Below are 19,398 nucleotides of genomic sequence, written 5' to 3'. Positions count from 1 at the left end.
TCCAATTCAGTTCTGGTCGAGCAGCTTCTGCGTTTCGCGACGGAATACCTGGTTTGCGACCTCGTTCTGGCCCAGCACCATGCGGCCGGCACTTGCACTGGTCAGACCGACCTGGGAGTCGCGCAACAGTGGGAAATCCTCGGCATGCAGGACGGCCAGGAGAATTTCCCAGTTCTTGTTCCAGCGGCGCTCCCACTTCTCTTGCGAAAACTCCGTCTTTTCGACGGGCGGAACCATCACACGCATTTCCATCCGGCAACGCTGCGGATCTGTGGGGTGCGGCCGGAATGTCAGGAGCTGGAAGTGGTCGGGTTGACGAAGCAGCGTGCTGTTCGGGCCGACGAGATGGCTCTCGGTCACGTCGTTCGCGAGGCTCCGGCTTCCGGGATCCTCCTCGATCCAGCGATCGATGGACTTACGTGGGGTGACGAAGCGGCAGTGGCGACCGAAATCTTCGAATGCCATGACGTTGGTATGGATGTGCTTGGCGGCACTGTTCGGATGCGCGTACTGAATGTGGTAACCGTCGAGGAAGGCATCCTGCATGAGCTTCCAGTTGACCGGCTCGTCGAAACCTTCTGCGCGGAAGCAGGTCAGCGATTCGATGTCGTAGCCAGACATGATCGCATCCATGTCCGGACCCAGCCAGTCGGCGACGTCGATGGTGGCGTCGGCGTCGTCCACCACCCAGATGAAACCGTGGCGTTCCTCGGTGGGTAATGAGATCAAACCCATGTCCGACTGATCGGTCTCGCCGAACGTGTTCTCTCGGGTAATGGTGCGCAGGCTGCCGTCGGTGTCGTACGACCAGCGATGGTACGGGCACGAGAAGAGCCGGCAGCGACCCTTCTCTTCCTTCTCGACCATGGCGCCGCGGTGTCGGCACACGTTCACGAGGGTCTTGACGCTGCCGTCACGCTGGCGAACGACGATGACGTTGTTGCGCGGCATCTGCAGGGTGAAGAAGTCGCCGGCCTTCGGGATCTCGGATCCGTGAGCGACGATCGACGGGACGCGGCCGAAGATGCGGTCGCGTTCGAGTTTGGCGATGTCGGTGTCCCGGAATTCCTCGGGGCGGAACCACGTGAGGTGTCCGAAATCGTCCGTGGTGTCGTTGCGCAAGTGATCCAAGGTCCGGCGAATGCGTTCCTCGCGGGGTGCTCCGACTTCAGTCATGGCTCGTCCTTACGTTGGTGTGCGTCTTGATTGCCGTAAATCTAACTCATATAGGTTTAGGTGTAAACCCTCGGCCATCTCGATTTCGTTGCGAAGTTTACCGATAGTCATTAGATTTAGGGCACAAGATGGGCAGATAAGGAGCGATGGACGATGATTTCCTACCGATGGTGCGAACAGCTCGTCGACGACGATCGGGCCGAGGTTCTGGAGCTCGTGCGCGTGGCCGCCGATTACGATCACGAGGCGGGTTTCACGGCAATACCGGCCGCTGACGTCGAGGCTGTTTCGCGGGCGAGCGTGGTGGTCAGGCATCTGCCGATCAAGGCTCGCCGGGACCTGAGTGCCCGTGACGATGCACCGATGCTTGTTGTTGCGTACCTGCATTTGTCGATCGACGACAATGGTCAGGGATCGGTGGCGTACGTCGTCCATCCGGACTACCGCTCACGTGGCGTCACCACGATGCTTGTCGAAGAACTCGGAATCGACGTCACCCAACCTGGGGGGTGGGTGGGTACCGGGGCCACGGCATTGCGAGCGTGGGCATACGGCAGCCATCCCGCTTCCGAGCGCTTGACCGGACGGTTCGGTATCGAGGCCGTACGACGGTTGTGGACGCTCTCCCGAAATCTGACCGGCCCATTCGCGGTGGATCTCGCACCGGCATCGGTGCCGGCGGGGTATGCCGTCAACGAGGCGAGCGACATGGTCGCAGTCACTGAGATTGTTGGTGTGGCAGGGTTGCCGACGCGTCAAGCGGCCGAGGTTTCGGACGGGATCGCGTCGGGAACCGGGTCGGTGTTGATCGCGTCGGATCAGGGCGGTCAACCGGTTGGATTTGTGTGGTTCGACCCCGAGTTGCATGAACATCTCGAACTTCGGGCTGCCTGGGTGCGGGCGCTGGTGCTTGCTCCGCAATCGCGGGGCAGCGGTCTGGGGACCGCGCTGCTCACTCGTGCGCTCGAGGAACTCGAGGCGGTTGGAGCCCAAACTTCGCTGATCCGAATAGATCCCGAAGACGAGGGTGCGGTGCGCATGCTCAGGCTGCTGTCGTACGAGCAGGAGGATGCGCATGCGTGCTTCCAGGTCGGTGTATGGAAGGAGGGTGTCGAATCGTGAAACAGCGAGACGAATGACGATTTATGTCATTTGTTGACGATTGCCCCCGGTGTCGGTAGTCTTCTGTGACACGCTTCACAACATCTTGTGGAGAGAGTGCAATCCAACCGTGTGTAAAAGAATAATCGACAGTAGCCGTGTGAATCGGTAATCAGACCCGTATGTTGTTCTGCCCCATGCAAATCAGGCATGTCTGGGCGCTCGCGGGTTGGCCGATCAGAGAGAGGACACATCATGGGCCGCGTAGAAGGCAAGGTCGCATTCATTACCGGTGCGGCGCGTGGGCAAGGCCGCTCACATGCAATTCGTCTGGCGGAGGAGGGCGCGTCGATCATTGCGATGGACATCTGCGATCAGATCCCGACGGTGTTCTATCCGATGGCGACCACGGACGACCTCGCTGAAACCGAGCGTCTGGTCAAGGAAGCCGGCGGATCGATCGTCACGTCCGTCGGCGACGTTCGCAAGATCGAGGACGTCCAGCGCGCGTACGACGCCGGCATCGAGCAGTTCGGCAAGGTCGACATCGTGCTTCCCAATGCCGGAATCATGCCGGTTATCGGGCCGGGCGAGCAGCGGCAAGCCTGGCACGACGCGCTCGACACGATGCTGACCGGCGTGTGGCACGTGCTCGAAGTAACTGTGCCCGACCTTATTTCGCGTGGTGAGGGCGGTTCCATCGTCATCACCAGTTCGGCAGCCGGGCTGACCAGTATCGGCCTCAACACCTTGCCGGGTCAGGCTGCCTACAGTGCGGCAAAGCACGGCGTTGTCGGGTTGATGCGGTTGTATGCGAAACAGCTTGCTCCGCACAGCATTCGCGTCAATACGGTGCATCCGACCGGCGTCAACACTCCGATGGTCGCAAACGCGGAGTACGGGGAGTTCATCAATACCCACCCGGATGTCGCCGCGGACGAATCGTTCAAGAACCCGATGCCTGTCGAACTCGTGGAGTCCGTCGACATCAGCAATGCCATCCTCTACCTCGCCTCCGACGAGGGTCGATACGTCACCGGTGTGACGTTCCCGGTAGACGCCGGCTACAACATCCGTTGAGTGAAGGAGCCTTTCAACCATGACCACGACAGAAACCTCGGCAGCGCCTACTCCGGTGATCGCCGATCGCGAGCAGGTATTCATCGGCGGACGATGGGTCGATTCGACCGGTGACGAGTGGATCGACCTGGTCGATTCCTTCTCCGAGCAGAAGGTCGCGCGAATCCGCAGCGCCACAACCGAAGACGTCGCCCGGGCAGTTGCAGCCGCACGCGAGTCCTTCGACAAGGGGGAGTGGGCATCGCGCACGATGGCGCAGCGTGCCGACGTGCTCGACATGATCGCGGACCGTCTGGCGCAGCGAGTCGACGAGCTCACCCCGATCGGCGTTGTCGAGGTCGGCGTTCCCATCTCGGTGAGCCGCCCCACGCAGGAAATGACGGGCGGGCTGTTTCGCGCGACCGCGGCGTTCGCTCGTGACTTCGAGACTCGTGAGGATCGAACTCGCGCCGACGGCGGCATCACTCGCATCCTCAAGGAGCCCACCGGCGTTGTCGCGGCGATCATCCCGTGGAACGGGCCGATCGGAACCATCGCATTCAAGGTTGCCCCGGCTCTTGCTGCGGGCTGTTCCGTCGTGCTCAAAACTGCTCCGGAGGCGCCGGTCTCGCCGTCGGTGTTTGCCGACATCATCGGTGAGCTTGTCGAGGAAGGGCACATTCCCGAGGGCGTCGTCAGCGTGTTGTGCGCTGACCGCGAGGTTTCGGAAACCCTTGTCACGAACCCCGACGTCGACCACATCACCTTTACCGGCAGTACCGCAGCGGGTCGACGCATCATGTCGCTGGCGGGCGAGCGCATCGCTCGCGTGTCTCTCGAACTGGGTGGCAAGTCCGCTGCCATCATCCTCGACGACGCGGACATCAACCACGTTCTGCAGAGCCTGCCTATGGGTGGGTGCCTGCAGTCCGGCCAGGCCTGCATCGCGCTCACCCGCGTCCTGGTTTCGCGTAAGCGCCATGACGAGGTGCTCGAGGCGCTGAAGGTCGCGTACGGCTCACTGCCGATGGGCGATCCGTGGGATCCCAGCAACTTCCTCGGCCCGCTTGCCATGGAGCGTCAGCGTGAACGCGTCGAAAGCTACATCGAGATCGCGAAGGAAGAGGGCGCAACCATCGCGCTCGGTGGTGGTCGCCCGGCCGGCTACGACCACGGTTTCTTTGTCGAGCAGACTCTCATCGACGGTGTGCGGCCAGACATGCGCATCGCTCAGGAAGAGGTCTTCGGACCGGTCATCTCGATCATCACCTTCGAGGACGAAGACGACGCTGTCGCGATCGCGAACAACTCCGTTTACGGTCTGTCCGGAGCCGTCTACACCGAGGATCTTGATCACGGCTTCGAGGTTGCGCAGCGCATCCGGACCGGAACGATCAGCGTCAACACCTCGACGATGGACTTCACCTTGCCGTTCGGCGGGTACAAGCAGTCCGGACTCGGCCGCGAGGGTGGGCTCGAAGGGCTGGAGGAGTTCTTCGAGACCAAGGCCGTACACATGCCGGCAACCGCGCAGTAGGTAGTTGCGTCCCGGATTCCCGGGTGATCACACACAAACGCTCGGCCGGAATGTTCCGGCCGAGCGTTTGTGTGTCCGTTCAGTTTTCGTTGCGCATGACGCCGTACAGGAAACTGCGGATCATTTCCTCGAACAGTTGTTTCTGCGTGAACTCGTTTGCCGCCATAGCTTTCGACAGCATGGGCTGCGACTCGGGATCGATGTTCGGGAAGATCGAGGAGCGCGTGCTGGGTTTGCTCATCGCCTCCGTGAGTACGGCACCGAGCGTAATTCGCTCCATGCCGTCGAGAATCTGAACATGCAACCGCGTCGGGACACCCGACGCTTCGAGGAAGTGGGCGGTCTCCTCGTATGGTCCGATCAGAAGGTCGCGCGGCAGGTACTGCAGCAGAATGGGGGCGGCATTGCGGTGCCGCAATATCGATCGCCGCAGATTGAGACTCAGCGTGACGAAGTACTCCGGCCAGTCCGGTCCGGGCTTGCGACGCGGAATGGTGCCGGCACCGGCGATCTGGCGTGCAACGGCTGACAGGATCGCGGACTTGTCCTCGAAATGGTGGTAAAGCGAGGGAGCGCGCACGCCGAGATGCTTGGCCAGACGCGGCAAGCTGAACGCGTCGAGGCCCTCGGTATCGATGATGTCGATGGAGGCCGCGACAGCAGAGGCGCGGGAGATGAGGGGCTTGGACGGTCTGGGCATGTGCGGCTTTCGGCTGGGCGGTCGGGTCTGATGCCGTTGCTCGGCACCTGGGAAGCCTAGCGGTTCGGTTGTTCCGGGATGACGGTCAGGAATTCGAGAAGGCCCTCGCTCAGGAGATCGTTGTCGTCGCCGCTCACCATGTGACCAGCCCCGCCGACATCGACCTGACGGGCTCCCGGAATGAGTTCGAGCAGGTCACGGGCCCCTTCGTGGCTTACCACGTCGGACTGTGCACCTCGAATCAACATGGTGGGGACGGTAATCGCCCGCGCTGCCGTGCGGGCGCGCGCCTCGCGAGCATCGGACTGCTCGGGCGAGTTCTCGCGGTCGGAGAGCATCCTCGGGTCCCAGTGCCAGTACCAACGCCCGTCTCGTCGGCGCAGGTTCTTTCGTAACCCCTCGGCGTTGGGCGGGCGTCGGCGATGCGGGTTGTAGGTGACAACGGCTGCGACGGCGTCGTCGAGGCTGTCGAATCCACCAAGGCCGCTCTCCATGAAAGAGGTGATCTTGGCGATGCCCGATGCCTCTGCTCGCGGGGTGATGTCGACGAGCACGAGGCCGCGTCCGAGGTTCGGATCGGCGCCTTGGGCCAGCAGTGCCGCCATTCCGCCCATCGAGGCGCCTACGAGTACCGGTGGTTCACCAAGGTGCTGAACCATGGACGCGATGTCCCGAGCGTGTGCCCGTGGGCTGTAGTCGCCGTCTGCACTCCACTCGCTGTCGCCATGGCCGCGGGCATCGATGGCATAGGCTCGCCAACCGTTCGCGGCGAGCCGATGGCCCGTGCGCTGCCACGAATGCCGAGTTTGGCCACCGCCGTGCAGCAGCAGCACCGTGCCGGTCGATGTGCCGGAAGCGGGAGTCCAGCAATCGGCTGTCAGAGTGAGTCCGTCGCCCTGCATTCTGACCAGTGTGGTTTCTACCGTCATGATGTTCAACAGCTTTCGTGTCTCAGTGCCCGGAGGTTCCGCCGTCGACAGCGAGCGTCGATCCGGTGATGTAGCTTGCTGCGGGACTGGCGAGGAAAATTACCGCGGCATCGATTTCGCGTTGCGTCGCGGTGCGGCCGAGCGTGGATCCGGTCAGGAATTCTTCGAGAGTATCCGAAGGCATCTCGCCGATCATGTCCGTTTCGACAAATCCCGGCGCAATGGCGTTGACGCGAATACCTTTTCGCTTGGACCACTGATGTGACAGGTCGCGTGTCAGCCCGATCATCGCGGCTTTACTCGAGGCGTACGCGGCCTGGGGGAGAACGGATTTGACGAGGCCGAGAACGCTCGACACGTTGACGATACTCGAACCGGGCTCCATGACGCGGGCGCACGCCTGGGCCGCCCAGTACGCACCGAAGAGATTGACGTCGAAGACGGCGCGAAAATCCTCCGGACGCTCACGCGTGGCCGGTGCGGAATGCGTGACGCCGGCATTGTTTACCAGGATGTCGAGCTTGCCGAACTCACTGATCGTTTGTTCCGCCAGAGTGTCGCATTGCTGTGGATCGGTCACGTCGGTCGGCACGATCAGCGCGCGTCGGCCGAGTTCGGTCACAGTTCGTGCAACCGGTTCGAGAGCTTCCCTGCGGCGTCCGGCCAGAACGACGTCTGCGCCCGCTTCGGCCAGCGCGCGGGCGAATCCAGTGCCTAGACCACCGCCCGCGCCGGTGACTACTGCGACGGAGTCTGTCAGTCGGAACAGATCAAGGATGGGCGTCCGGGTGTGTTGGTTCATGCGTGTTTGCCTGCTTTCGGGTGGGGGCCTTGCCTAGATTAAATCTAATTGCATAAGATTTAAACGCAAGCGCATCCCGACAGTGGAACGAGTATCGATGAACACCATCAGCAGTCCCGGACAGCAATCGATGCGTGTGATCGCCAAGGATCCGCTTGCCGACGGTGTAGTGGCTCTACGTCTGGCCGACGCGGCTGGGGGAAGTGTCCCGATGTGGGAGCCCGGATCACACATCGACCTTGTTCTGGATACCTCGATGACACGGCAGTATTCGCTGTGCGGCGATCCCTCGGACACCTCGACCTTGACCGTGGCTGTGCTGCGTGAGGGAAGTGGGCGTGGTGGATCGATCCATGTGCACGACAAACTCGAGACTGGTGACGTCATCGAGATCGGTGGACCGCGAAACCATTTCGCGTTGGTGGAAGCCGAATCGTATGTGTTCGTCGCGGGCGGAATCGGTATAACACCGCTGCTGCCGATGCTCCGCGCTGCCCAGGCGCGCGGCGCGAACTGGCGGTTGCTCTACGGTGGACGAACCCGTGGTTCGATGGCCTTTGCCGACGAATTGGCAGAAGAGTTCGGCGAGAACGTGTCCTTGCGTCCGCAGGATGAGTACGGGATCCTCGATCTCGCCTCGGCATTGGACGCGGCAGCACCAGGCACTGCGGTCTACTGCTGTGGGCCCGAGCCATTGTTGCAGGCTATCGAAGCTGTATGCCGCGAACGCGAGCACTTGAATCTGCATATCGAGCGCTTTTCGCCGAAGCAGCTCGAGGAGGGCGTAGTCGACGACGCTTTCGACGTCGAGCTTGCCCGCAGCGGTCGCACAATCGGCGTCGGCGCGGATGAATCCATCATCGACGCGCTGCAACGAGGCGGTGTGACCGTCGACTTCTCGTGCCGAGAAGGTACGTGCGGCACGTGTGAAGTTGCGGTGCTGGGCGGAAAACCCGACCATCGTGATTCGATCCTGACCGAGGAAGAGCAGGAAGCCGGAGACGCGATGATGATCTGTGTTTCACGCAGTCGCACACCAAAACTCGTGATCGATCTCTAGGCCACCACTCGAAGGGGAAAGATGCTGATCGACGTAGTTCCCGGGACACCTGGTTGTCTATGGTGACAACTGTTTCCACCGCTCCCCGGGTAAGCCGGGCGCTGGTACCTTCGTTGTGTTTCATCGTGATGACGACGGCAGTTGTGCAGACATCGGTGGTTCCGCTTCTGCCTGCCATGGCTGAGCAACTCGATGTCGGTCCATCTGCGGTTGCCTGGGCTTTGACCGCGAATCTCCTTGCGGCCGCTGTGTGTACGCCGGTTCTGGGTCGATTGGCCGATCGGCGGGGTGCGCGCTGGGTGTTGCTGACCATCCTGATCCTGGTGCTCGCCGGGTCGGTGCTGTGTCTTGCCTGGAAGAGCCTAGTCCCGTTGGTTATCGGTCGAACGTTGCAAGGACTGTCATTTGCACTGTTCCCGATCGGTGTTGCAGTCCTGCGGGGTGTGCTGAGTCCGGACCGGATGTCCGGTGCCATCGGGCTGATGTCGGGTCTCCTCGGTGTCGGAGGTGGAGTCGGCATGGTGGCAGCCGGCCTGTTGCACACGGGCGATGCCGATTATCGTCGGGTGTTCTGGCTGCTACTGGTGCTCGGTGCCGTAGCGCTCGGGCTCGCATGGTTTGTCGTTCCGGCTAGTTCGCAGCCGCCGCTACCGGGCGGGCTCGACCCGCTGGGCACGGTTGCACTCGCGATCGGGCTGTCCGCGCTCTTGTTGGCGTTGGCAGAGGGAGGACGGTGGGGCTGGGGCTCAGCGCCGACGCTTGCTCTCGCGCTCGGTGGTGTACTTGTGTTGTGTGGCTGGTATTTACACGAACGGCGGGTCGCGTTGCCTCTGGTACCGCCAGGTCTGCTCACCGGGCGCGCTGTTGGCCCGACACACCTCGCGGCACTGCTCGTCGGCGCGGCAATGTACGTGCAATTCCTGGGAGCGGCGCAGTTCGTTCAAGTAGATCGCGCTGTGGCGGGGTACGGATTCGGCGCATCGGTGCTACAGGCAAGTGTTGTGTATCTGCTTCCGGGATCGATCGCCGGCGTCATCGCAGCCTCACTCAGTGGAAAACTGATCGGAAAGTTCGGCGGCGCTCGGGTTCTGATCGTTTCCTGCGTCATCGGCGTCGCAGGATTCACCCTGCTTGCTCTAGCGCACGATCATGCGTGGCAGCTGATCATCGCCTTGATCGTTGTCAACATTTTTGTCAGCGCCTCGTACGCGGCGCTGCCGGCTTTGCTGGTGGAGCGGGTTGCCGAGTCGGATACCGGGGTGGTGAACGCGATCAATGCAATCGCTCGCACCTTCGGCAGTTCGGTGGCGAGCGCGTTTGTTGCCGCCGTACTTGCGTCGATCACGTTGGCGGGTACGCAGATTGCCTCCGAACGGGCGTACGTCCTTGCATTCTGCGTCGGGGGTGTAGCGGCCGGAATGGCGTGTGTCGTGGCGGTATGGGCGAGTCGTGTATCAAATGACAAAATTTGATTGACGTCTCATCAAGTGCGGAGTAACCTCAGTCACACGGCAGTGCAGCTGTCCCGCAACTCGAGCGGATCTGCGGTGACTGCAACCTCGAATTCATTGCAAATAAACCTGATTCGACCATTCGGTCCAGTCTATCCGAGTCCTGCGAATGGGTGAATCCGTAGTACCCGGACTCTCACACACAACTCGAACAAAGAGGAGCTCACATGAAGCTTGACGGCAAAGTCGCACTCATCACCGGTGGCGGATCCGGCCTCGGTCGGCAGTCTGCGCAACTCTTCGCCTCCGAGGGCGCGTCGATCGCAGTTGTCGACATCGATCCCGAGCGTGCGGCCGGGACTGTAGATCTCGTGGAACAGCAGGGCGGCAAGGCGATTGCGATCACTGCGGACGTTTCTGTCGAGCAGGAAATTGTTGACGCCGTTGCCGCAACCGTGGATGCCTTCGGCAAGCTCGACATCGCATTTGCCAATGCGGGCGTGATCTCTCGCGGCGGCGTGCCGTCCGTTGCCGGCGGCGAGGTAGTCGAGTTTCAGGATCTCACCGACGGCGACTGGCAGGCAGTGCTGGGCGTAAACCTCAGTGGCGTGTTCTACACCGCAAAGGCGGCAGTTCCGGCCCTGCGCGCCAACGGCGGTGGCGTCATCCTCGCAACCTCGTCGGCTGCGTCGCTGCAGGCCTACCACGGTATCGCGATGTACTCCGCCACGAAGGCCGGTGTCAACGGACTCGTGCGCGGCTTGAGCCTGGATTTGGGCCGGTACGGCATTCGCGTCAACGCCATTGCGCCCACTCACGGAATGTCGCCCAACTTCCTGATGCCCGCCGGCTCTCCCGTCGTCGGCCAGTCCTACGAAGAGACTGCAGGACCGTGGGATTCGGGTATCTCCCCGATTTCGCTCAAGCTCAACCGCCCCCCGTCACTGCGCGACAATGCGCATGCAGCGCTCTTCCTCGTCTCCGACGACTCCGCCTACATCTCCGGCGTCACTCTGCCGACCACCGATGGTGGCACACTGTCGCGCGTCGGCATGTGGTTCCCCGAGGATCAAGGAACGCCGACGCTCACCGCTGATGCCTGATGTGCGTCTTGTAGCTGATCGGTTGGCCTGCGCGCCGCCGCAATAGTGTGCCCCGAGCGTGTGTTGACCGTCGAACATCTTTGATTTCGTCAACTTTTCGAGGAGTGGCTCCATGACTACCACTGAACACATACCCGCGAACCTTGTAGTCGATTTCGATGTCTACGACCAGTCGCTCGCACAACCCGTTGATACGGTCCAGGCGCGGGTTGCGGAGTTGGCGGGTAAGGGCCCGGTTGTCTACTCGCCAACGCATGGCGGACACTGGATTGTGACGCGTTACAAAGAGATTCACGAAGTGCTTCGCGACACCGAAACGTTCTCCAGTTACCCGAACAACCTGGTGACCGGGCCGGGAGGCATGGGTAAGTTCATTCCGATCGAACTCGATCCACCGGAACACACCGGCTATCGCGTTGCACTGCAACCGCTGTTCAGTCCCAATCGGATGAAGGCGCTGACCGATGAGATCCGTGATGTGATCAACGAGTTGCTCGACGGATTTGCCGGGAAGGGTGAAGCCGAGTTCATTTCGGAGTTCGCCCATGAGCTTCCCACTCGCGTGTTCCTGACTCTCATGGACTGGCCTGCCGACGACGCACCGATGTTCACCGAGATGACCGACACCGTCTTGATGGGAAAACCTGGTGCAAGCGAAGAGGCGTCGAGTCAGGCCACCGTTGCGGCCGGGCTCGAGATGATCGGGTACTTCCAGAAGATCGTCGACGAACGTCGTGCCAACCCCGGCGATGACATCACGTCGACGCTGATTCACACCGAGGTCGAACTCGAAGACGGAAAGCGACTGCTGACCGATGAAGAGCTCAATCGGATGTTCTTTCTTCTTCTCATCGCCGGTCTGCATACAGTGCAGGGATCGTTGGCGTGGAGCATCATTCACCTGTTCAACAATCCGGACCAGCGTGATGCCCTCGTCGACGACGAGACATTGATTCCGAGCGCGGTCGAAGAAATCCTCCGTATCGAAGCTGCGGTGATACCGGGGCGGGCCGCAACCCGGGATGTGGAACTCGGTGGTGTGCAGATCAAGAAGGGTGAGCAACTGATCCTGATGTTGTGCTCGGCAAATCGGGACGACACCGAATTCGAGGATCCAGAAGAGCTGAACCTGGAGCGACATCCCAATCGGCACTTGTCATTTGGATCTGGTGCGCATCGTTGTATAGGCTCGCACCTGGCTCGTATCGAGTTGTCGTTGGCACTCGAAGAACTACACCGGCGAATCCCGGACTACGAATTGATCGAATCCGATCCGCCGATCCTTCATGCCGGTCAGGTGCGTGGTTGTGCGCGTCTGCCGATTAGGTTCACTCCGGAAGCGTGATGCGTAGCCCATGCCGTGTCCCAAGCGCGGCATGGGCCCCCTCGCTGTGCGATGCTCCGATTCCTGATTCCGGCTGAATATTTCCAAATTAGTTGAACAAGACAGTAATCAGAGAGATTGAGGAATTACATGGCAGCGACGATTGGCTCTGCCCTGCAGTGGTGGGCGCGGACCAAAGGTGATCAGAATGTGATTGTCGTCGACGGCGAGGTGCTGACCTATCGACAGTTGCAGGACTGGTCGAGCCGTGTAGCTCGGCGACTCTCCGAATCCGGTATCTCGCCGGGTGACCGCGTGGGACTTCTCGGTCCGAATTCACTCGAGTGGCCGGTACTGGCTCTCGGTGTGATCAAGGCGGGTGCGGTCCTGGTACCGCTCAATCCTCGGCTCAAGCCTGCCGAGTTGCGGAAGATCGTCGATGATTCCGGGTCGACTCTGGTGATCACGCCGGAGGAGTACGCCGGCGGCGTCGCGGAGGCTGTTGCACTCGGCAGTGGGTTCGACGTCCGGCGGTTCGACGAATTCATCTCTCTACGTGAGGGATCGGCGGACGACTTCCGAGTCGACATCGATCCGGACGACCCCACCGCGCTGATCTTCACGTCCGGGTCGACTGGCTTGTCGAAGGGCGTCATCTGCACCAATCGAACACTGCTGAGTATCGTTTTCGAGGCCAGTCTGACCGAAGAGGGTCTGCGTCCGGGGACAACAACTCTGCTGGTGCTTCCGTTGGTGTTCACTCCGGGTCTTGTGTGGGGTCTGTTGATGACAACCGTGCTCGGTGGCACACTCATCGTCGAGAAGGACTTCAACCCCGGCCGGGCAGCAAAGTTGCTGGGCGAAAACGACGTTCAGGCAATATTCGGTGTTCCCCTGATCTTCGACGCCATCTCGCGGGCACCAGAGTTCGAGACAGCGGATCTGTCGTCGTTGCGCACTGCGATTGTCGGCGGCGCTGCCGTCGCGCCGGCGTTGCTCGAGCGTTGGGCTGCCAAGGGTGTTGCGCTCCGTCAGATCTACGGAATGACCGAAGCGGGAGGTGTTGCCACTGCGACACCCGTCGCCGAAGCTTTTGATCATCCGGACACCTGTGGAAACGGGTCCATCTTCACGTCTGTGAAGGTGGTACGTCCTGATGGAACCGAAGCCGAACCAGGTGAAGAGGGCGAGATCCTGCTGAGCGGTCCAGGTGTCACGCCGGGGTACTGGAATGATGCCGACTCGACCGCGGCTGCCTTGCGAGACGGATGGCTGCACAGCGGCGACCTCGGTACGCGGGATTCCGAGGGACGCGTCAAGTTTGTCGACCGCCTCAAAGATCTCATCATCACCGGCGGGATCAATATTTCTCCGGTCGAGATCGAGCGAGTAATCGGCGAGATGGACGGAATCGAGGAGGTTGCGGTTATTTCCGCAACGGATCCGCGATTCGGTGAAACCCCGGCAGCGATCGTCACAGTCACCGGATCGGTAGACGAGGCTGCGATCATCGAGCACTGTGATCGTTTGATGACCGACTACAAAGTGCCGCGCTACATCGTGATCCGAAACGAGCCCCTGCCGCGTTTACCAAGCGGCAAACTGTCGAAGACGGCCATCAGGTCCGAATACTCGGATGTTGCGGACCGATTCGAGAAGATGCGCTGACTGCGCGTTGGGATGATCAAGATTGGAAAATGCAGTGACTGGTATCGGTAGTGAGTCCGTAGTCGTTCTCGAGCGGGATCGCGAGATTGCGATCGTGCGACTCAATCGTCCTGATCGACTCAACGCGTTCACCCTCGAGATGCGGGATCGGATCCTCGAGATTTTCGACGAGTGCGACGCCGATGATTCGGTGCGGGCAATCGTGATCACCGGTACCGGTCGCGCATTCTGCGCCGGTGCGGATCTTGCTGCGGGCGGCGATACCTTTGTGCTGGAGAAGGACCCGAACGAGTCCGGAGCGCCGGCGGATTCGGGTGGGGAGGTAGCTCTGCGCATCTACCGGTCGACAAAACCGGTGATTGCGGCGATCAACGGACCGTCGGCGGGTGTCGGTGTCACCATGACCCTGCCCGCAGACATTCGGATCGCGTCGGACACTGCCAAGTTCGGGTTTGTCTTCACCCGGCGTGGTCTGGTTCCGGAGGCGTGCTCGACGTGGTTCCTGCCGCGAATAGTCGGCATCTCCACTGCACTGGAGTGGGCATTGGGCGGAGCGATGGTTCCGGTAGCGGACGCACTCGAACGGGGCTTGGTTCGTGAGGTGGTTCCTGCCGAACAGGTACTACCGCGAGCCATCGAGGTTGCGCGCCAACTCACGTCGGGAACCGCTCCGGTCTCGGTGGCGCTGACCAGGGCAATGATGTGGCGAATGCTGGGCGCGTCGGGTCCCGAAGTGGCACACGGCGCGGAGTCGATCGGCATCTATGTGCGGGGTACCTCGGACGACGTGAAGGAGGGGGTTGACGCTTTCCTCACCAAGCGAACGCCGGACTTCCCTGACGCTGTGTCGAGTGGGCTGCCGAACCTCTTCGAATAGGCAGTCGTCTGCGTCGTTCGATCTCGCCGGTTGAGTGCGTTTGTATCTGGGTATGTACTTCTGTGCATGCTCCGCTGTCGATGCTTCATCGAGAGATACGAGACACTAGATGGACTCTGCTGATGCTGAACCCCTCAGTAAGTCGGAACGCGCCGAACTCGAGAAGTTACGCGCCCAATTTGCGGCTACCAAGCCGACTGAGCGGCAACGGGCTGAGCATTCGGGGCTTCGGTGGATCGGCGTCTGGATCTTGCTCATTTTGATTCTTGTGCTGTCGTTCGCCGGTGTTCTCGCGCGTTATGCACGCAGCGAATTGCTCGATTCCGAACGCTACGTGCAGACGGTGGCGCCGCTGGGGTCGAATCCCGTCATCCAAGGTGAGATCACCAACCGGATCACGGATGAGATCGATTCACAGTTGGACATCGAGAAGGTGACAGCGGACGCGTTGGCAACGCTGACCGAGAATGCGGAGCGGGTGCCGCAGGTAGTGGTCGGTCTCGCGCCGGTCATTGCTGATCAGGCAAAATCGTTCATCCACCAGACAGTCGGCTCCGTGGTGTCCTCGGACGCATTCGAGAATCTGTGGGTCGAGGCGAATCGTGAAGCCCACCAATCCTTGACGGCGGTATTGACCGGCGACACGCGAGCTGCGGTCGATATCAGTGACAAGGGTGAGGTCAGCATCTCGCTGGCCCCGCTGATCGAGAAGGCGCGCAGCGCACTCGTCGATCGTGGGTTTGCTTTTGCCGACAAGATTCCCGATGTCGACAAGTCCTTCGTGATCTTCGAATCCCCGAAGTTGGTCAAGGCTCAGCGTCTTGTGTCTGCGCTGGACAAAGCGTCCTCGGTTCTTCCGTGGGTGATCATCATTCTCGCAGCCGGGGCAATCTGGTGCGCGCCCAAGGGATCGCGTCTGCGGACTTTGTCGCTGGTCGGAATCACTGTTGCCGTGGCGATGGCGCTCCTCGCGGTCGCACTCAGCATCGGGCGCGCGGTGTACCTGGACGACATTCCTGCAGACGTGTTGTCGCCCGCGTCAGCCGGGGTTATCGTCGACACCCTTCTCCTGCCGCTCAAGACCAGCCTGCGGGCTGTCTTCGTTCTCGGCGTTGTGATTGCGATCGTCGGCTATCTGACGGGTGGATCGTCGTCGGCGCTTGCCGTGCGCCGCGGATTCAGCAAGGCAGTCGACTCTGTCAGATCACCGAGTACGGATCGTGAACCACGTGCCATCGAGACGATATGCGCAAAATATATTGTGGCGCTTCGCGTTTTGGTCGTTGTCATCGCCGTGGCTGTACTTGTCTTCTGGCGCTACCCGTCGGGTGTTGTCGTAGCGGTGACGGTGCTTGTGACAGTGCTCGCGTTGGTTGCGCTAGAGGTGATTGCGCGGCCGGCTCGGGTGCATTAGGGCCTTCGGCCCCGTGCGCCTTTTTGGTAGTCGGCACTACCAGAAAGGCGCACAGGGCCCGCAGGGCCTCAGACGTACGGCGAGTACGCGGGCAGATCCAGCTGACCGTTGCCGGACAGGCCGATCACGATCACCTCAGGTTCGGTGACGGAACGCGCGTGAGCGATCGCACCCGCAACTGCGTGGGTGGATTCCGGAGCCGGGATGATGCCCTCGGCGCGGGCGAAGATCAGACCGGCGTTCAGTGCATCGTCCTGATCGATGGCGATGGCATCCATCAGTCCCAGGTTGACAGCATGGGAGACCATCGGCGACATACCGTGGTAGCGCAGTCCGCCGGCGTGGATGGCCGGGGGAACGAAGTCCTTGCCCAGGGTGTGCATCTTGAGCAGTGGGGTCAGGCCGGCAACGTCACCGAAGTCGTAGCGGTACTCACCCTCGGTGAGGGACGGGCAGGCCGACGGCTCGCAGGCAACCAGACGAGTCTTGGTGCCCTCACGCAGATTCCGTCCCAGGAACGGGAAGGTCAGGCCGGCGAGGTTGGAACCGCCGCCGGCGCAACCGAATACGGTGTCAGGGATGGCGTCGCCGGCTTCTTCGAGCTGAACCATGGCTTCCTGGCCGATGACGGTCTGGTGCAGCATGACGTGGTTCAGGACGCTACCGAGTGAGTAGTGCGTGTTCGGATCCTGCGCGGCAACCTCGACTGCTTCGCTGATCGCCATGCCCAGGGAGCCCGTGGTGTCAGGGTGCGATTTCAGCAGTGCGCGACCGGCTTCCGTCAGATCCGACGGCGACGGGTGGCAGATTCCGCCGTAGGCCTCCATCTGGATGCGGCGGTACGGCTTGGAGTCGAAGGACGAACGGACCTGCCACACCTCGACGTCGAGTCCGAGCAGCGCGCCGGCGAAGGACAGCGACGCGCCCCACTGGCCGGCACCGGTTTCGGTGGTGAGCTTGGTAGTTCCCTCGATGGCGTTGTAGTACGCCTGAGCCACAGCGGTATTCGGCTTGTGCGAACCGACGGGGCTCACGCCTTCGTACTTGTAGTAGATGCGGGCAGGCGTTCCCAGTGCTCGCTCGAGGCGGTGTGCGCGGAAGAGCGGGGAGGGCCTCCACATGCCGTAGATCTCGCGGACGGTCTCGGGGATCTCGATGTACCGTTCCGTCGACACTTCCTGCGCGATGAGATTCATCGGAAACAGCGGTGCCAGGTCCTCAGGACCGAGTGGCTCGCGGGTGCCCGGGTGCAGGTGCGGGGGAACGGGTTCGGGGAGGTCGGCCGCCAGGTTGTACCAGTGCGTCGGAACCTTCGACGGGATGGAAACGCCCAATGGTTCGAGCGAACGGTTGAGTGGGGTGGTGGTCAACTAACTCTCCTTCATGGATTTCGGTACCTGGTTCGCGGTATCGGGTGATCCAATGCTGGAGCGTTGCGGACCACCCGATCTCGTCTGGGCAGCACACAGTTGCGGCTGACCGTCAGCGGTCAGGCCACCAGCTGTGCGGGGCGGGGAAGGTCACGAGCCGATGGTACATCGAGTGCCCGCATGGTTGCTGAACCGTCTCGGTCTGTGGACTGGGCGAGGATCGAGTGAGCACGGTTTGTCTCGAGTGAGCATGGACTTCAGCAGGCAGGAAACCGTGCTCACTGTGCAGAAAGGGTGCTAGCTCCGGCACGTACCATGAACCCGACAGATGAACGAGATGAACGGAGGCGCAGTTGCGATGGCAGGCCTGACCTCGCGCGAGCGGATGATCCGCAGCGCCGTCGAGTTGATCAGCCGCAACGGCGTCGACGCGACCTCGTTCAACGACGTGATCAAACACAGCAGCGCCCCACGCGGGTCCATCTACCACCACTTTCCTGGCGGCAAAACTCAGCTGATGGTCGAGGCCGTGCAAGCTGCAGGCGCCGTCATCACGCGTCGGATCAGTGCGGCGTCGGCTACCGGATCGCCGGCCGACATCATCGATGCCGTCGGCGATATCTGGCGTCGCAACCTCGCGAACTCCGATTTTGCGATCGGCTGTCCGATCATCGCCGGTGGGCTCGCCCGGGCGAGCGAACCCGAAGTTGCGCAGGCCGCTGCCGAGGTTCTGGCGGGTTGGCAGACCCTTGTCGAGACGGCGCTCGGCGAGGCAGGCTCACCGCCGGATCAGGCGCGATCGATGGCAAATCTGACCATCGCCTCGATCGAGGGGGCCGTCGCGCTGTGTCAGACGACGCGCAGCATCGAGCCCCTCGAGCGAGTGATGGCAACCCTGCAGGATCTCTCGAAAATTACTGTGGCGCACCGATATTAAGTTCGTCGGGATGGGCGCCGACGCGAGTGCCGTCGTCGAGCGTGGCGATTTCGCTGAGGTCGAGTTCGGTGAGTTCGAAGTCGAAGACGTCGATGTTCTCCGCGATGCGGGCATCGTGCACGGACTTCGGAATGACGATGAGGCCGTTCTGCAGATGCCAGCGGATCAGTACCTGCGCGGCCGACTTGCTGTGCCGATCACCGATTCGGGTGATGATCGGGTCCGTCAAAAGTGTGTTCGGCTTCGACGCCGGACCCCATCCCGCGTTGCTGGTTCCGCCGAGTGGGCTCCACGATTCGACCGCAATTGCGTGCTCGGCAGCCTTCTCACGAATGGCGTGCTGGGGGAGATGGGGATGCAATTCCACCTGATCCACAGCGGGAAGCAGCCCACCTCGGTCGACAAGAAGTTGCAGGTGGTGGGGTTCGAAGTTACAGACGCCGACGGCTTTCGCGCGGCCTGATTCAGCGATCTTCTCCATGGCGTCCCAGGTGCGGAGCAGTCGTTCCTTGTCCTGGAGCGGCCAATGGACGAGGTACAGGTCGACGTAGTCCACGCCCAATTTCTTGATGCTGGTATCGAACGCTGCCAACGCCGGTTCGTAGCCCTGATCGGAGTTCCACAGCTTTGTGGTCAGGAAAACGTCCTCACGGGTAACGGATGATGCCGCGATGCCGCGTCCTACGCCCTCTTCGTTGCCGTACGCGGCAGCGGTGTCGATGTGGCGGTAGCCGGCGTTGTCGAGCGCAAAGCGCACGGCGTGTTCGGTTTCGTCGTTGGTGGCCTGCCAGACTCCTAGGCCGAGTTGCGGGATCGTGGTTCCGGAATTCAGGCTGATGTCGGGGATGCTCATGTATTCAGGCTAGCGAGGCTGCAGACGGATTGCCTGG

17 protein-coding genes are annotated in these 19,398 nt (G+C 61.6%); 11 read left to right on the top strand and 6 right to left on the bottom strand.

What is annotated here, in order from left to right; translation table 11 throughout:
• Positions 1-6: 6 nt before the first annotated feature.
• The gene (locus R4P64_RS11450) at positions 7-1,176 is read right to left on the bottom strand and encodes an aromatic ring-hydroxylating oxygenase subunit alpha (protein ID WP_138871844.1); all 1,170 of its coding nucleotides are present in this window, start codon (positions 1,174-1,176) and stop codon (positions 7-9) included.
• A 153-nt stretch (positions 1,177-1,329) separates the two neighbouring features.
• On the opposite strand from R4P64_RS11450, the gene R4P64_RS11445 reads away from it, so the two are divergent.
• The 3 genes from R4P64_RS11445 to R4P64_RS11435 all read left to right on the top strand — a co-directional run bounded on the left by R4P64_RS11445 (position 1,330) and on the right by R4P64_RS11435 (position 4,873).
• Complete coding sequence (locus R4P64_RS11445) at positions 1,330-2,298, top strand: GNAT family N-acetyltransferase (RefSeq protein WP_317820818.1); 969 nt, start codon at positions 1,330-1,332, stop codon at positions 2,296-2,298.
• 234 nt (positions 2,299-2,532) lie between these two features.
• A complete protein-coding gene (locus tag R4P64_RS11440; RefSeq protein ID WP_138871846.1) occupies positions 2,533-3,357 on the top strand; it encodes a mycofactocin-coupled SDR family oxidoreductase in 825 nt (274 codons plus the stop codon).
• A 19-nt stretch (positions 3,358-3,376) separates the two neighbouring features.
• Entirely contained in the window at positions 3,377-4,873 is a 1,497-nt protein-coding gene (locus R4P64_RS11435; RefSeq protein WP_317820816.1) for an aldehyde dehydrogenase, read from the top strand.
• A 79-nt stretch (positions 4,874-4,952) separates the two neighbouring features.
• Here R4P64_RS11435 and R4P64_RS11430 read toward each other — a convergent pair whose 3' ends face one another.
• From R4P64_RS11430 to R4P64_RS11420, 3 genes are read right to left on the bottom strand one after another with little or no spacing between them, the layout of a single operon-like run.
• Entirely contained in the window at positions 4,953-5,573 is a 621-nt protein-coding gene (locus R4P64_RS11430; RefSeq protein ID WP_287487939.1) for a TetR family transcriptional regulator, read from the bottom strand.
• Between the two features lie 56 nt (positions 5,574-5,629).
• Positions 5,630-6,502, bottom strand: coding sequence for an alpha/beta hydrolase (locus R4P64_RS11425; protein ID WP_317820813.1), 873 nt, complete (start codon positions 6,500-6,502; stop codon positions 5,630-5,632).
• 22 nt (positions 6,503-6,524) lie between these two features.
• Positions 6,525-7,304: an SDR family oxidoreductase gene (locus R4P64_RS11420; protein WP_317542535.1), complete on the bottom strand. Its 780-nt coding sequence runs from the start codon at positions 7,302-7,304 to the stop codon at positions 6,525-6,527.
• 97 nt (positions 7,305-7,401) lie between these two features.
• On the opposite strand from R4P64_RS11420, the gene R4P64_RS11415 reads away from it, so the two are divergent.
• The 7 genes from R4P64_RS11415 to R4P64_RS11385 all read left to right on the top strand — a co-directional run bounded on the left by R4P64_RS11415 (position 7,402) and on the right by R4P64_RS11385 (position 16,201).
• A complete protein-coding gene (locus tag R4P64_RS11415) occupies positions 7,402-8,364 on the top strand; it encodes a PDR/VanB family oxidoreductase (protein WP_317820810.1) in 963 nt (320 codons plus the stop codon).
• Between the two features lie 59 nt (positions 8,365-8,423).
• Positions 8,424-9,836 (top strand): MFS transporter, encoded by a 1,413-nt coding sequence (locus tag R4P64_RS11410; protein ID WP_317820808.1) that lies wholly within the window; start codon positions 8,424-8,426, stop codon positions 9,834-9,836.
• 206 nt (positions 9,837-10,042) lie between these two features.
• A complete protein-coding gene (locus R4P64_RS11405) occupies positions 10,043-10,918 on the top strand; it encodes an SDR family NAD(P)-dependent oxidoreductase (protein WP_317542532.1) in 876 nt (291 codons plus the stop codon).
• Between the two features lie 112 nt (positions 10,919-11,030).
• Positions 11,031-12,263 carry a cytochrome P450 gene (locus R4P64_RS11400; protein WP_317820806.1) on the top strand — a complete coding sequence of 411 codons (1,233 nt, stop codon included), beginning with the start codon at positions 11,031-11,033 and terminating at the stop codon, positions 12,261-12,263.
• Positions 12,264-12,392: 129 nt separating this feature from the next.
• Positions 12,393-13,910, top strand: coding sequence for a class I adenylate-forming enzyme family protein (locus tag R4P64_RS11395; protein ID WP_317820804.1), 1,518 nt, complete (start codon positions 12,393-12,395; stop codon positions 13,908-13,910).
• A gap of 34 nt (positions 13,911-13,944) precedes the next feature.
• The gene (locus R4P64_RS11390) at positions 13,945-14,787 is read left to right on the top strand and encodes an enoyl-CoA hydratase-related protein (RefSeq protein WP_172935856.1); all 843 of its coding nucleotides are present in this window, start codon (positions 13,945-13,947) and stop codon (positions 14,785-14,787) included.
• A 109-nt stretch (positions 14,788-14,896) separates the two neighbouring features.
• On the top strand, positions 14,897-16,201 hold the full coding sequence (locus tag R4P64_RS11385) for a hypothetical protein (protein WP_045068530.1): 1,305 nt from the start codon (positions 14,897-14,899) through the stop codon (positions 16,199-16,201).
• A 68-nt stretch (positions 16,202-16,269) separates the two neighbouring features.
• On the opposite strand, the gene R4P64_RS11380 is transcribed toward R4P64_RS11385, so the two are convergent.
• The gene (locus R4P64_RS11380) at positions 16,270-17,571 is read right to left on the bottom strand and encodes a TrpB-like pyridoxal phosphate-dependent enzyme (protein WP_033232418.1); all 1,302 of its coding nucleotides are present in this window, start codon (positions 17,569-17,571) and stop codon (positions 16,270-16,272) included.
• A gap of 358 nt (positions 17,572-17,929) precedes the next feature.
• Between R4P64_RS11380 and R4P64_RS11375 the strand changes: the two genes are divergently transcribed.
• Positions 17,930-18,508 (top strand): TetR/AcrR family transcriptional regulator, encoded by a 579-nt coding sequence (locus tag R4P64_RS11375; RefSeq protein ID WP_317821095.1) that lies wholly within the window; start codon positions 17,930-17,932, stop codon positions 18,506-18,508.
• Here the strand turns inward: R4P64_RS11375 and R4P64_RS11370 are convergent.
• Positions 18,486-19,361: an aldo/keto reductase gene (locus tag R4P64_RS11370; RefSeq protein WP_317820799.1), complete on the bottom strand. Its 876-nt coding sequence runs from the start codon at positions 19,359-19,361 to the stop codon at positions 18,486-18,488. The genes R4P64_RS11375 and R4P64_RS11370 overlap by 23 nt on opposite strands.
• Positions 19,362-19,398 lie beyond the last annotated feature (37 nt).

The sequence above is a fragment of the Rhodococcus sp. IEGM 1366 genome (genome assembly GCF_033142425.1).
In the GTDB taxonomy this organism is placed as follows: Bacteria; Actinomycetota; Actinomycetes; order Mycobacteriales; family Mycobacteriaceae; genus Rhodococcus_F; species Rhodococcus_F globerula.
The sequence above is the reverse complement of the archived record's forward strand: the minus strand, read 5'-3'. Positions and strand labels throughout refer to the sequence as shown.

What these genes read in the sequence shown, in the direction of transcription:
- R4P64_RS11450 (WP_138871844.1), bottom strand. Translation starts at nt 1,176, where the DNA reads ATGACTGAAGTCGGAGCACCCCGCGAGGAACGCATTCGCCGGACCTTG.
- R4P64_RS11445 (WP_317820818.1), top strand. Translation starts at nt 1,330, where the DNA reads ATGATTTCCTACCGATGGTGCGAACAGCTCGTCGACGACGATCGGGCC.
- R4P64_RS11440 (WP_138871846.1), top strand. Translation starts at nt 2,533, where the DNA reads ATGGGCCGCGTAGAAGGCAAGGTCGCATTCATTACCGGTGCGGCGCGT.
- R4P64_RS11435 (WP_317820816.1), top strand. Translation starts at nt 3,377, where the DNA reads ATGACCACGACAGAAACCTCGGCAGCGCCTACTCCGGTGATCGCCGAT.
- R4P64_RS11430 (WP_287487939.1), bottom strand. Translation starts at nt 5,573, where the DNA reads ATGCCCAGACCGTCCAAGCCCCTCATCTCCCGCGCCTCTGCTGTCGCG.
- R4P64_RS11425 (WP_317820813.1), bottom strand. Translation starts at nt 6,502, where the DNA reads ATGACGGTAGAAACCACACTGGTCAGAATGCAGGGCGACGGACTCACT.
- R4P64_RS11420 (WP_317542535.1), bottom strand. Translation starts at nt 7,304, where the DNA reads ATGAACCAACACACCCGGACGCCCATCCTTGATCTGTTCCGACTGACA.
- R4P64_RS11415 (WP_317820810.1), top strand. Translation starts at nt 7,402, where the DNA reads ATGAACACCATCAGCAGTCCCGGACAGCAATCGATGCGTGTGATCGCC.
- R4P64_RS11410 (WP_317820808.1), top strand. Translation starts at nt 8,424, where the DNA reads ATGGTGACAACTGTTTCCACCGCTCCCCGGGTAAGCCGGGCGCTGGTA.
- R4P64_RS11405 (WP_317542532.1), top strand. Translation starts at nt 10,043, where the DNA reads ATGAAGCTTGACGGCAAAGTCGCACTCATCACCGGTGGCGGATCCGGC.
- R4P64_RS11400 (WP_317820806.1), top strand. Translation starts at nt 11,031, where the DNA reads ATGACTACCACTGAACACATACCCGCGAACCTTGTAGTCGATTTCGAT.
- R4P64_RS11395 (WP_317820804.1), top strand. Translation starts at nt 12,393, where the DNA reads ATGGCAGCGACGATTGGCTCTGCCCTGCAGTGGTGGGCGCGGACCAAA.
- R4P64_RS11385 (WP_045068530.1), top strand. Translation starts at nt 14,897, where the DNA reads ATGGACTCTGCTGATGCTGAACCCCTCAGTAAGTCGGAACGCGCCGAA.
- R4P64_RS11375 (WP_317821095.1), top strand. Translation starts at nt 17,930, where the DNA reads ATGGCAGGCCTGACCTCGCGCGAGCGGATGATCCGCAGCGCCGTCGAG.
- R4P64_RS11370 (WP_317820799.1), bottom strand. Translation starts at nt 19,361, where the DNA reads ATGAGCATCCCCGACATCAGCCTGAATTCCGGAACCACGATCCCGCAA.